General features: G+C 72.9%; 12 protein-coding genes and 1 pseudogene. 3 read left to right on the plus strand and 10 right to left on the minus strand.

The genetic code is table 11. The features are described 5' to 3' along the window. Window position 1 precedes the first annotated feature (1 nt). Window positions 2-235 (plus strand): hypothetical protein, encoded by a 234-nt coding sequence (locus LZ198_RS41185; RefSeq protein WP_253977663.1) that lies wholly within the window; start codon window positions 2-4, stop codon window positions 233-235. Window positions 236-238: 3 nt separating this feature from the next. Here LZ198_RS41185 and LZ198_RS41190 read toward each other — a convergent pair whose 3' ends face one another. Continuing rightward, complete coding sequence (locus LZ198_RS41190; RefSeq protein ID WP_253977664.1) at window positions 239-1,009, minus strand: hypothetical protein; 771 nt, start codon at window positions 1,007-1,009, stop codon at window positions 239-241. Between the two features lie 98 nt (window positions 1,010-1,107). Then, window positions 1,108-2,028 carry an NmrA/HSCARG family protein gene (locus LZ198_RS41195; RefSeq protein WP_253977665.1) on the minus strand — a complete coding sequence of 307 codons (921 nt, stop codon included), beginning with the start codon at window positions 2,026-2,028 and terminating at the stop codon, window positions 1,108-1,110. Between the two features lie 202 nt (window positions 2,029-2,230). Here LZ198_RS41195 and LZ198_RS41200 point away from each other — a divergent pair, with 202 nt between their 5' ends. Further along, a complete protein-coding gene (locus tag LZ198_RS41200) occupies window positions 2,231-2,836 on the plus strand; it encodes a hypothetical protein (protein ID WP_253977666.1) in 606 nt (201 codons plus the stop codon). Between the two features lie 12 nt (window positions 2,837-2,848). Here LZ198_RS41200 and LZ198_RS41205 read toward each other — a convergent pair whose 3' ends face one another. From LZ198_RS41205 to LZ198_RS41240, 8 genes are all read right to left on the minus strand, one after another. Continuing rightward, complete coding sequence (locus LZ198_RS41205) at window positions 2,849-3,262, minus strand: DUF2203 domain-containing protein (RefSeq protein WP_253977667.1); 414 nt, start codon at window positions 3,260-3,262, stop codon at window positions 2,849-2,851. Window positions 3,263-3,354: 92 nt separating this feature from the next. Beyond that, window positions 3,355-4,284 carry a hypothetical protein gene (locus LZ198_RS41210; protein WP_253977668.1) on the minus strand — a complete coding sequence of 310 codons (930 nt, stop codon included), beginning with the start codon at window positions 4,282-4,284 and terminating at the stop codon, window positions 3,355-3,357. 73 nt (window positions 4,285-4,357) lie between these two features. Further along, the gene (locus LZ198_RS41215; RefSeq protein WP_253977669.1) at window positions 4,358-5,518 is read right to left on the minus strand and encodes an alkaline phosphatase PhoX; all 1,161 of its coding nucleotides are present in this window, start codon (window positions 5,516-5,518) and stop codon (window positions 4,358-4,360) included. Window positions 5,519-5,645: 127 nt separating this feature from the next. Continuing rightward, entirely contained in the window at window positions 5,646-6,140 is a 495-nt protein-coding gene (locus LZ198_RS41220) for an endonuclease V (protein ID WP_253977670.1), read from the minus strand. Window positions 6,141-6,252: 112 nt separating this feature from the next. Then, window positions 6,253-6,966: a c-type cytochrome gene (locus LZ198_RS41225; RefSeq protein ID WP_253977671.1), complete on the minus strand. Its 714-nt coding sequence runs from the start codon at window positions 6,964-6,966 to the stop codon at window positions 6,253-6,255. Next, window positions 6,963-8,198 carry a YncE family protein gene (locus tag LZ198_RS41230; RefSeq protein ID WP_253977672.1) on the minus strand — a complete coding sequence of 412 codons (1,236 nt, stop codon included), beginning with the start codon at window positions 8,196-8,198 and terminating at the stop codon, window positions 6,963-6,965. The genes LZ198_RS41225 and LZ198_RS41230 overlap by 4 nt, the downstream gene beginning before the upstream one ends. Beyond that, on the minus strand, window positions 8,195-8,836 hold the full coding sequence (locus LZ198_RS41235; protein ID WP_253977673.1) for a hypothetical protein: 642 nt from the start codon (window positions 8,834-8,836) through the stop codon (window positions 8,195-8,197). Before LZ198_RS41235 ends, LZ198_RS41230 begins: the two co-directional genes overlap by 4 nt. Beyond that, window positions 8,833-10,200 carry a WD40/YVTN/BNR-like repeat-containing protein gene (locus tag LZ198_RS41240; RefSeq protein WP_253977674.1) on the minus strand — a complete coding sequence of 456 codons (1,368 nt, stop codon included), beginning with the start codon at window positions 10,198-10,200 and terminating at the stop codon, window positions 8,833-8,835. Before LZ198_RS41240 ends, LZ198_RS41235 begins: the two co-directional genes overlap by 4 nt. A 321-nt stretch (window positions 10,201-10,521) precedes the next feature. Here LZ198_RS41240 and LZ198_RS41245 point away from each other — a divergent pair. Further along, window positions 10,522-10,830 (plus strand): annotated as a pseudogene (locus LZ198_RS41245) (cyclic nucleotide-binding domain-containing protein); the annotation flags it as partial.

The following is a 10,830-nucleotide window of genomic DNA, read 5'->3' on the forward strand; positions in this document are numbered from 1 at the left end:
CGTGACGGGGTCCTGCCTCGTCGTCGGTGGGCTGCGGGTCGGCTCGGGCCGGGGCGTCGCGATGACGTTGTTGGGGCTGGGGCCGCTCGTCTCCGCCGTGCTGGACGTGGTGCCGCTGGCGCCCCTGTTCGGGTTGCCCCTGCGAGGGCCGGACCTCCGCCGCGCGCTGGGCACGACGGAGGACGGCTCGCTGCTGGATGGCCACCGCCGCGCGGCGTCCATCACCCTGCATTAGTCCTCAGCCCTTGTGCACCTGGAACGGGATGTCGAGGGTGCCGAGCGTCTCGCCGCTGTTCGCGTCCACCAACTGGGCCTGGAGCCGCACGCCCGGCTCGCGGTGCGCGATGCCCTGGAAGTAGACGAAGCCCTGCACGGTGCCGCCGTCCGGCAGCGTGCCCTCGGGCAGCGCGCGCTGGAGCATGTCCCGGGTGGGCAGGGGCTCCTCGTAGTACGGGTAGCCGCCGTAGGGGCCATAGCCGTAGTAGTAGGGGCCGTAGTACGGGTACGGACCGAAGTAGGGCCCCGTCCATCCGCCGCCGCCGTAGAAGCCGCGTCCGTAGAAGCCGCGTCCGTGTCCGTAGTAGCGGGGACCGTAGGCCGGCACCACGCCCACGCCCACGGAGACGTGGCCGGAGCCGCCCGTGCCCTCCTCCAGCGACGAGGGCTCCACGGAGGCGTAGCCCTGGCGCAGCGAGAGGGGCGACAGCGCGGAGTAGCGGAAGCCCGACTGGGCGCCGACGAGCGCGAACTCCGAGTAGCGGATGCGCAGCGTGCGGCCGCTGTGGTTGTCGATGCGGACGTAGACGGGCGTCAGGGTGTCGCTCAGGTCCGACGGCGAGCCCTTCCAGGCGGAGCCGTCCGCCATCAGCTTCACCCCCGCGACTTCGGTGACGGCGGTGTCCTGGTTGTTCTGGAGGGTCTGCGCCTCCAGGGTGGGTTTCAGCGTGGCGCTGGGGACACAGCTCGCCGCCAGGAGCAGCGCCGCGGCGATGGGCGCGAGTGCGCGCATGTCGATGCCTCCTTCTCAACGGAAGGTAGGCCACCCCCCGGCACCGGGCGTCTGGAGGGCGGGCGCCGCCCTGGAGACCCCGCGAGGACCAGGGGGCCTCAATGGTCGGCTGGCGTGGAGGGCTCCGCGGCCGTCTGGGGCCAGGCGGGCGAGGTGAGGCCGCTCCAGTCCTGTCCCCGGGCCCAGTCCTCGAAGGTGTGCCAGCGCACGTCCGGGTAGTTCTTGCGCAGCACGAGGATCTCCGCCTGGTAGCCCACGCGGTCGAGCCACTCGTACATGGCCGCGAGGTCCTCGCTGCGCTCGCGGATGTAGTCGAGCGGCAGGTGCTCGTAGTGGAGGCGGTGGCCACTCACCATGGAGAGCAGCCCCGCGGCCTGCTGCCCCGTGACCTCGTCCGACGCCACGTCGAGCCGCAGGCCCGTGTGGTGGTCCCGGTCCTCCATCACCCGCACCGTCAGGGCGGCCAGGTCGTCGAGCGCCACCATCTGCAGGCCGCGCGTGGGGGGCAGGCCCAGCGCGAGCACGCCCGCCTTCAGGCCCTCCTCGAACATGGGGCTGGTGAAGTTCTCCATGAAGAAGGTGGGGCCCAGGATGGTGAAGGGCAGGCCGCTGCGGCGCACGTGCAGCTCCACCCGGTGTTTGCTGTCGAAGTGGGGGATGCCCGTCAGGCGCTCCGCGCCCGCCACGGAGGAGTAGACGAAGTGCTTCACCTCGGCGAGGTGCGCCGCGTCCACCTGGTTCATGCCGTGGCGTATCTCCGTCTCGACGCTCGTCTCGAACGGGGTGGCCATGGCGTAGAAGGCGTCCACCCCCTCGGCGGCCCGGGTGAGCGAGTCCACGTCGTCGAAGTCGCCCGGGACGAGCTGGGCGCCCAGCGATTCGAGCTCGCGGGCCTCCTCGGAGTCGGGGCGGCGGACGAGCGCGATGACGCGGTGGCCGCGCTGCAGGAGCTGGCGCGCCACGGCGCCGCCCTGCTGGCCGGTGGCACCTGCGACGAGCACGGTAAGAGAGAGGGCCATGGGCATTGTGTTCACCTCGCGACGGACGCTGGGGCGTGATGTCGCCAATGTGGGGATGGGGGTGAGCGCTGGCGAGCGTCCGGGAAGGCCGGAAAGCGTGAGCGCCAGGGCCCGTCGGGCCGGAGGGCGGGCAGGTTCGGGGAGCGCCCCGGTGAAGTCCCCGTCCCCGTGGGGGGCCATGCGTGCCATGGTCCGTTCCACGATGAGCAAGCGAGACAAACCGCAGGACTCCGAGCTGGTGGACGCCGCCCGCGCGCTCGACGAGGGGCTGGAGCGCTTCGAGGCCCTGGCCACCCAGCTCGAGCAGGCGCCCCTCCAGTCGGAGAAGCACCTGGAGCGCGCCTCGGCCACGCTGAACTCCCTGGCGGACATGGACGAGCAGCTACGGCTGCGCGTGGGCGCGCTGGTCTCCGCCATCTCCCGGGTCCGGGACCGGCAGCAGGCCCAGGCCGAGGCCGTGCACCAGCGCGCGCAGGTGCTGCAGACGCGCACGGAGGTCTTCAAGGAGCTGCTGGTGCGCTACGGCGCCCTGGGGCAGAGCGCGGGCGAGCTCAACGTGCGGATGCAGGAGTTCGCGCAGCAGCGGCAGCAGGCGAAGACGACGGAGGAGCAGACGGCGCTGGGCGCGTCGTTCCAGGCGCTCCAGACGCGGATGACGGAGGTCGCGGGCGAGGCGCAGGCGCTGACGCAGGCCGCGGACGAGAGCGACTTCGGCGACATCGCCCGGCAGGCGGACTCGCTGCGGCAGCAGCTCTTGTCCGCGCGCAACAAGATGTCCCTGCTCCAGAAGAACTTCGAGGCGAGCTGAGGCGCGAGGCGTTCAGCTCAGGTAGGTGGGCTCGAACTCGTCCGCGCTGGTGATGGGGCGGCGTCCGGCGAAGCCGTCGTACAGCCCATGCCAGTGGGAGACGGCGGGCTCGCCGATGTGCCAGCACAGGTACACGGGCTCCTCGCCCCGGTGCGCGCGGAAGTCCACCAGGCCCTCCGCGCCCTTGATTTCGAGCCCCATCTCGTGGAACTGGCGCAGCTCCTCGCGCACCTTCTCGAGCAGCGCGTCGCGCTCGGCGCGCAGGGCGTCGAGGTTCTCCGAGGACTTGCCCTCGGGCGTGCCCAGCGTCTCGATGAGCTGCTGCACGCGCTCGACGCAGGGGCGGATGTGCTCGAAGGTGCGGCTCAACAGCGGCACCAGCCTGTTGGCTTCTTCCACGCTGAAGTAGCGCATCCCCGTCAGCATGCAGGCGAGGCCCGGGTGGTCGCCACCCTTCCTCGCGCGCGAGCGGAGAAAAGCGTACGGACGGGGCCGCCGTGTGTTGAGCGCTCCGGGCTTCAGCGGCGCAGCAGGGAGGTGTGGTTGTCCTGCAGCCAGCGTTGCGCCGCGTCGCGCAGCGGGAAGCGCGCCTCGCGCTCTTGGAAGGCGGGAGAGTGGCCGGGGGCGCAGCGACCGCTGGCGTCGAGGCCGGTGGCGTCCTCCTCGTGCAGGTCGGCGTGGAGCAGCGCGTGGAGGACGAGGTAGTCCACGACGTAGGCGGGGACGTGGGGCCGGTCCAGCGCGGGGTGGATGCGAATCTCGCGCAGGTGCGCGTCGTAGCCGCCCAGGTGGATGGAGCGGTGCCGGCCGCGACTGGGGCGCCGCGCCCAGCCGATGTCCACGCTCACGGGCGCCGCGAACCAGGTGGCCACGAGGCGGTCGCGCACGGCGTGCAGGTCGAAGCAGCGCCCCCGCGCGCGCAGGGCCCTGCCGGGGCGGCGCTCGCGGCGCACGAGGCCCTTGTGCGCGCGGGCATGGGCCTCCAGCGCGTCGCGCGAGGGGGCGTCGTCATGGGCCACGTAATGGGCCATGGCGCGCACGACGGCGTCCGGGGCGTCGAGGAACAGGTGGTGGACGCGCAGGCGCAGGCCGGCGTCGAGGCGGCGGAAGCTCACCAGCGTGGCGCGGTTGTCCGTGAGGCGCAGGTGGACGGGGGCACCGAGCGCGGCGGACAGGCGACGGGCGAGGTCCGCGGCCTGGAGCAGGGCGTCCTCACGCGAGGGGAGGCGTCCCGCGGTGGGGGGCGGGGCGGCGACCGCCGGGTGACGCGACCTCGCGGGGACGTGGGGGCCGGGCTCGTGGCCCGGGTGGGCGGCGGGTCCGACATGTCCGCGCGGGAGCGCGTCGAGGTCATCCTCGCGGGCGGGCTCCACGGCGCGCGCACGCGGCCTCGGCTCGGCCACCGCCGCGTCGAACAACCCGAGCTGGGAAGGTGGCTGCGTGCCCATCCGGGTCCGGAAGGTATGCCTCGGGAGGGGGAGGTGGCCAGTCGGATGCGCGAGGCCTCCGCCGAGGTGTCCCTCAGGCGGCCTTGGCCCGGAAGGGGCCACTCACCTCGTAGGTGACGCCCCGGCCGTTCGTCCCGCGCTGCGAGCTGAAGTACAGCCGCCGTCCATCCGGACTGAAGGCCGCGCCGGCGATCTCCGAGCCCTCGTGCCCCACCACCTGGAGGAACGGGGACACCTTGCGGTCCTGCCCCAGCAGGCAGAGCTGCATGTCGTCGCCGTCCTCGCAGACGTACAGCTCCTTCGCGCGGGACACGGTGATGTTGTCCACGCCCCGCAGCGGCGCGCCCGGAGAGCGGGCGGCGTCGTACAGCACGACCAGCTTCCCGGTCAGCGGCGTGTGCGCCCACACGCGGTTGTCGTGCTTCGTCGTGAAGTACACGACGCCGCCGTCGCACCAGCAGCCCTCGGGGCCGCCGAAGGCCGTCGTCAGTCGCCCAGCGGGCTGCATCGCCGCGGGCGCGTCCGCCGCCACCGGCACCCACTCCACGCGGGCCCCCTGGAAGAGGTCGCCGGTGACGCGCGCGGCCTCCAGCGTGCCCGCCTCCAGCGAGGGCCACTTCGCGGGCGTGAAGCGGTAGAGGCGCCCGGTGGGCGTGTCCTCGGTGAGGTACAGGTGCCGGCCCACCGGGTCCACGGCCACGGCCTCGTGGGTGAACGTCCCCAGCGCGGGGCGCTCGACGCCCTGGCCCGGCCGGGTGGGGTCGCATTCCCAGACACGGCCCTTGGGATGCTCCTCGCACGACAACCACGTGCCCCAGGGGGTGGGCCCTCCCGCGCAGTTGAGGTGCGTGTTGGCGAGGATGCGCCACGCGCCCGTCACCTTCCCGTCGGCCGCGAAGCGCACCGAGGACACGCCACCCTCCGGAGACACCTCGCTGTTGCTCGCGTACAGCCAGCCGCCGTCGGGCAGCGCGTAGCAGGCACCGCCATCCGGCGCCATGTGCCACGCGTAGTCCGTCCCCGGCACCACCTCCTCGCTGCGCGCGATGATGCGCGAGGTGAAGCCCTTGGGCAGTCGCACGCCGTTCGCGTCCGGTGCGTCCGCCAGCGCGCCATAGGGGCTGGGGCCCGGCGTGGGCGGCGCGGCGTAGACGTTGCTCCAGAAGCCGAGGCTCCCCAGGGCCAGCGAGCTGCCTCCCAGGGCGGAGAGTCGCAGGAAGTGACGGCGATGCATGACGCCGTTCTCCCCCACCTGCCCCTCCAGGGGAAGTGCCTCCGCGCGTGGATGCCGCCCGCGCGGGTCACCATCGCGTGTCATCCGGGGGCTTGCGCGCCACCTTCCCCGGTGGGCAGGCGGGGACTCACGAGTCCCGACACAGCCGGTCCACCCGGGTGAGCAGGGTGGGCTTGCGCGCGTCGCCATGCATGCGGCGGATGTGGTCCGCCGCGGCGCCCAGGTCCATGCCCACCGCGGTGACGAAGAGCGGGCGCTGACTCTGTCCCCGGAGCACGGGCGCGGCGACGTCCGACGAGTGGAACGCCGTCTTGGCCACGCCAATCACAGGCACCGAGCGGCCGAGCGCCTCGTACAGGTGCGCGCCCAGCCCGGGCTTGTCCTGTCCCAACCAGACATAGCCATCCACCACGACCGCCTCCAGCGGCTCCGGCGCCGTGGCGAGCACACGCAGCAGGTGGGGCAGCTCCCGGCGGTAGAACTGGCCGGGCTCGTAGGCCTCGGCGGCGGGGCCGCGCTCGATGAGGTGGCCCGCCTCGGAGGCATCGTCCCACGCGCGGAACAGGACACACGCGGCCACGGTGAGGTCGGGGCGGTAGTCCACATCCACGCAGGCGAGCATCGTCGTCATCTCCCGGGAAGCACGGCCGTGGCGTGGACGCCCGGCCGCGCTGGCGACTGACTCCGAGAGGTCCCGGCCCCGCGTGGGCGCCGGGGCCGCCCGTCGTCTGCCGCTAGAGTCCCATGAAGGTGAGCAACGCGCCCAGGTCTTCGTCGGACAGCGCCTCCCGGCTGTACGGAGGCATGTTGCCGCCGATGTGGAAGAACTGCCCGTGCCGCACCTTCTCGATGAAGACGAGCGACGCGGGCACGCCGGGGAACAACGTCGCGTAGTCCTCCGTCACCTCCGGCAGGAGGGACGCCGCGTCCGTCAACCGCCCCGCGCCGGTGTGGGGCGCGCCGTGGCACTCCTGGCAGGCCGCGACGTACACCGCCTCGCCGCGCGCGCCGTCACCGCGCGCGACCTCGTGGATGTCCTTCACCACCGTGTAGGGCAGGGGCTGTGCGTTCGTGTCCGGGCTGATGCTCACCAGGTACTCGTACAGCGCGCGGCTCTGCGGCGAGTCCGCGGGGAGCTTCTCCACCCCGCGCATGAACGTGACGTAGCAGAAGTTCACCGCGTCCAGCAGGTTCGTCTCGTAGCCGCCCCACCAGCTCCCCCGGTTCGCCGCGTCGTGGAGCGTGTAGCCCGAGTAGATGCGGCCCTCCTCCGACGTGGGGGTCGTCGCGTGGCAGGTGGCGCAGGAGAAGCGGTTGAACTGGCTCGTGGACAGCCGCGAGTCGCGGAACAACTGCTCGCCATACTCCGCCGCCGTGACGGGGTCGTCGCCACACGCGGTCACGAGGCACGCGGCCAGCACCGCGCCCAGCACTCGCCCGGCGCTCATGGCTGCTCCCGGAGGATGCTCACCGAGTCCGGGAAGATGCCCACCCGCACCGTGTTCAACACGCGACCCTCCACCAGGTCCACCGTGTGCAACGTGCCGGGGCCCACGTGGTCTCCCTCGCAGACGACCAGCGCGTGGCGCTCATCCGGCGTGAGCGTGGCCTGGTGCACGTTGAGGCAGCCCGCGCTGGCGAGCTCCACCTCGCGGCGCACGTCCCCGGTCAGCGGGTCGATGTACGCCAGGGACTCCACGCGCTGGTAGGGCAGGTAGAGCGTCCGTCCATCCGAGGAGAAGGCGCCGAACATGGGCGCGCCCCCCAAGGGCCTCTTGGCGCGCGTCGGGTCCATGGCGCCCGTGCGCGGGTCCAGCACCTGCACGAAGCGGCTGCTCATCGAGCTGACCCACACCTCGCCGGTCGTCGGGGAGAGCGTGAGCGCGTAGGGCTCGTGGAGCGGTGAGACGGCCGTGCCCACGTTGGCCGCCACCTTCACGAGCGTGGAGGTCGGGGGCGACGCGGACAGGTCGACGATGGCGACCTCGTCCGACCAGCAGGCGACGTACGCGGTGCGCTCGTCCGCGGACAGGCGGATGGCGTGGGGCGCGGGGCACACCGGCACCATGGCCTTCCGGGTCATCGTCCGCGCGTCGATGATGGCCAGCCGCGCGGTCATCTCCTCCTTCGTGCCGCCGCGCTTGGCGACCTCCGTAATCCGCAGCGTGTCGAAGTGCGTCTGGTACAGCGTGTTCCCGTCGCGGCTGACGATGACGTCGCCGGGGTTCGGGTCCACGCGCACCGAGCCCAGCAGGCGGTTGTCGCGCGCGTCGAGCTTGAGGCAGTAGCCATCGTCGGCGCCCGAGCCGTGTGTCCCATGGGGCCCGGAGCCGGCGCCCGGCACGTAGTTGGAGATGCCCACGTAGTAGGCGCTCCCATCCGGCGCCACCGCCGTGTGGTGCGGCCCCTCCAGCTCCACCGGGTTGAGGCCCACCGGGATTCGCGCCAGCTCACGCCAGTCCGCGCGCGTCACCCCGTCCAGCTCCAGCAGGCTCAGCGTGTCGTCCAGGCTGTTGGTGATGAGCACGCGTCCGCCGGGACCTGGAGGCGGCACCGCCGTCCCTCCGGTCCACGCGTCGGGGTGCGCGAACGTCATGTCGCCGGGCGGGCGGCTCGGGTCGAAGGAGTCCTCCTCGCTACAGGCCGCGAGGAGCAGCGCCAGCACCCAGGCCCGTCTCATGGCGCACCTTGGATGCGGAACGTGACGGGCGTGGCCAGCTGGTAGGGCCCCTCGGTGATGCGGTTCTGGAGGAGGTACGCGCTCACCACCTGGATGCCCAGGTCCTGCGCGGGGTGGGCCTTGAGCAGGTCCCACGTCGCCGCGTCGAGCTGCCACTCCAGGTTGGACGTGAGCATCTCCACCGGGCACTCGCGCCCCGGCACCAAGACCTGCACGTGGTAGATGTCGCCGGTGAAGGGCGGCAGGTGGGCGTGGGCCGAGGGCAACACGAACCCGCCCAGCCGCGCCAGCAGGGTGCGCCCCACGTCGAGGGCGCCGGGCGCCCGGGCCGGCGACGCGGGCGAGGGTCGGGGCAGCGCGCTCGCCAGGGGCGACGTCCAGGTCCACCGGGGCGGCGCGTCGTTCGTGGCGTAGGTGGTGTCGGAGGTGGGCAGCGACAGCGTCACCGCCTGTGAGCTGTCCACGGGCCGCCCCTTCGCGTCCACCAGCGCGCGCCAGGCCTCGTCGGTGGCGTCCCCGCCGTACAGCGGCTCGCCACAGGCGGGCGCGTCCACGTCGTCGTCACCGCAAGCGGGGGTGAGGGCCAGCAGGGCGACCGTGGTGGTGGTCCAGAGCATCTTTCGCGTGAGGGGCTTCATGGGCAGGGACCTGTTCGTCGGTTCACGCGCCGCCGACCACGGCGCAGCAGGGTGAGGGTGAGCAGCAACACGAGGGCGGGGACCATGTTCCCACGCGTGGCTCCGCAGCCGTCCGACCCCTTGGGGCCAGGGGGTTGTTCGGGACCGGGCCCCGCGTCGGGCGCGCCCGCGTCCGGGACACCCGCGTCGGGGACTCCGGCGTCCGCGGGGAGGGGCGGCTCCTCGACACCCCCATCCGGATACAGGGGCGCGCCGAGCGACTCCGCCAACTGCGGCCAGCGCGAGGGACAGATGTCGCGCACGGGCGTGCCCCGGGGACACAGGTGCGTGCCCTGGATTTCGTAGAGGCCGAACAGCGGCGTCCAGGTGCTGCCCTCGTCCGTGCTGCGCGCGAGCGCCCAGTCGTGCAGCCACGTGGAGCCGCAGCCGTAGAGCGTCTCGCCCACGCGCAGCACGCACGCGTTGCCCGTGGGCAGGCTGAGCATGTCCAGCGGGCCCGTGGCCGCGCCCCGGAAGAAGTGGTTGAGCGTGCCCACCCAGGCGGTGTTCCCGTCGGCGGACAGCTCCATGTTGATGAACACGTCGTCCAGCTGCTGCACCGGCGACAGCGTCTGGCCGCCGTCGTCGCTGCGCAGCAGGTGCGTGTAGCCCTGCGACGACACGCGCACCCAGACGGTGTCCGCGCGCGCCGGGTCCGTGGCCACCACCGCCAGGTCGTAGGGAATCAGCAGCGCGGACAGGTCGGGCGCGGACTGTGTCCACGTCTCCCCCGCGTCGTCGCTGCGCAGGAGCACCAGCTTTCCGTCGTCCTCGCCGCTCACGTAGACGCGGCGCGGGTCCGCGGTGGAGACGCGCACCGCGTTGAGCCGCAGCTTCTCGCGCAGCAGCGGCGAGGGCGCCCAGGTCTCGCCGCCGTCCCGCGAGCGGTACACGCCGTTGGGGACGTTGTAGCGGTTGGTGACGACGTAGAGGACGTGGTCGTCGGACGGGTGCGCGGCCAGCCCGGACACCCAGGTGTCCTTGAAGTAGGGGTGGGTGTTCCACGAACAGCCCGCGTCCGGGGAGCGCAGCAGCGCGCTGCCGGTGGCGGCGAGGATGAGGCCGGACTCCCGCCAGAGGTAGGCCTCCGGCCGCCAGCCGCCGTAACTCATGGCGTCCGGACAAATCCAACGGAACGTCTGGCCGCCGTCGCGCGAAATCACCGCGCCGAAGGTCGTGCCGACGAAGAAGTCCTGCGGGTGGCCACGCCGCAGGGTGACGTTGGAGGTCTCCGGCAGGCCCGCGTGGGCGTGGGCCGTCGCGCCCAGGCCGAGTCCGAGCGCGAGGACGGCGAGGCGGAGGCTGGGCACGGGGCGTGGCTTCATCCGCGGGGCTCCGGGGGCCAGGGTGGGGCGGGTTCCCGACAATAACGTTCGAAGGCGTCCCGCATACCGGACCGGACGACCCGGGTGGGTGCGGCATGCCACCGCAGGACCGTGCGAGTGCGCGAAGCACACCCCGAGCGGAAGGTTCTCCAGCCACCACTCGGGCGCGGCGAGGGTGGCCGGGGGGGCTCGCCTCGCGGCGGCCGGTCTGCTACGGACAGTGAAGGACTCGGCTGGGGGGCGCACGACATGGCGGGGGCCGCGGGGGTTTCCAACCTCGATTCGGAAGACGTCTCCGGAAGAGGAGGCCTCGGCTTGCCCATGACGGGTGCGGGCCGGGTCGTCTGGGAGGCCGTCATGCAGGGAGCAGTGGAGGTGGCGGTACGGGCCTACGAGGACCTGTCCGCCGCGCAGCGGGAGCGCGTGCTGGAGGAGTCCGTCCACGTGACGGCGCAGGCACGCTCGGCGCTGGTGGACGTGCTGCGCCGCGCGCGCGACTTCGCGGGGGCGGCGCGGCTGCTCGAGGCGGAGGGCGCGGACGCGGCGGCGGCGGCGCTGCACGAACAGGCGGACGCGTTGCTGCCGGCCGCGGAGGCGTGGCTGCGCGCCGGGGAGCGCGCCCGCGCGGCG

This window comes from Myxococcus dinghuensis (assembly GCF_024198235.1).
GTDB classification, from domain to species: domain Bacteria; phylum Myxococcota; class Myxococcia; order Myxococcales; family Myxococcaceae; genus Myxococcus; species Myxococcus dinghuensis.

What these genes read in the sequence shown, in the direction of transcription:
- LZ198_RS41220 (WP_253977670.1), bottom strand. Translation starts at nt 6,140, where the DNA reads ATGCTCGCCTGCGTGGATGTGGACTACCGCCCCGACCTCACCGTGGCC.
- LZ198_RS41205 (WP_253977667.1), bottom strand. Translation starts at nt 3,262, where the DNA reads ATGCTGACGGGGATGCGCTACTTCAGCGTGGAAGAAGCCAACAGGCTG.
- LZ198_RS41215 (WP_253977669.1), bottom strand. Translation starts at nt 5,518, where the DNA reads ATGCATCGCCGTCACTTCCTGCGACTCTCCGCCCTGGGAGGCAGCTCG.
- LZ198_RS41190 (WP_253977664.1), bottom strand. Translation starts at nt 1,009, where the DNA reads ATGCGCGCACTCGCGCCCATCGCCGCGGCGCTGCTCCTGGCGGCGAGC.
- LZ198_RS41235 (WP_253977673.1), bottom strand. Translation starts at nt 8,836, where the DNA reads ATGAAGCCCCTCACGCGAAAGATGCTCTGGACCACCACCACGGTCGCC.
- LZ198_RS41230 (WP_253977672.1), bottom strand. Translation starts at nt 8,198, where the DNA reads ATGAGACGGGCCTGGGTGCTGGCGCTGCTCCTCGCGGCCTGTAGCGAG.
- LZ198_RS41210 (WP_253977668.1), bottom strand. Translation starts at nt 4,284, where the DNA reads ATGGGCACGCAGCCACCTTCCCAGCTCGGGTTGTTCGACGCGGCGGTG.
- LZ198_RS41240 (WP_253977674.1), bottom strand. Translation starts at nt 10,200, where the DNA reads ATGAAGCCACGCCCCGTGCCCAGCCTCCGCCTCGCCGTCCTCGCGCTC.
- LZ198_RS41225 (WP_253977671.1), bottom strand. Translation starts at nt 6,966, where the DNA reads ATGAGCGCCGGGCGAGTGCTGGGCGCGGTGCTGGCCGCGTGCCTCGTG.
- LZ198_RS41195 (WP_253977665.1), bottom strand. Translation starts at nt 2,028, where the DNA reads ATGGCCCTCTCTCTTACCGTGCTCGTCGCAGGTGCCACCGGCCAGCAG.
- LZ198_RS41200 (WP_253977666.1), top strand. Translation starts at nt 2,231, where the DNA reads ATGAGCAAGCGAGACAAACCGCAGGACTCCGAGCTGGTGGACGCCGCC.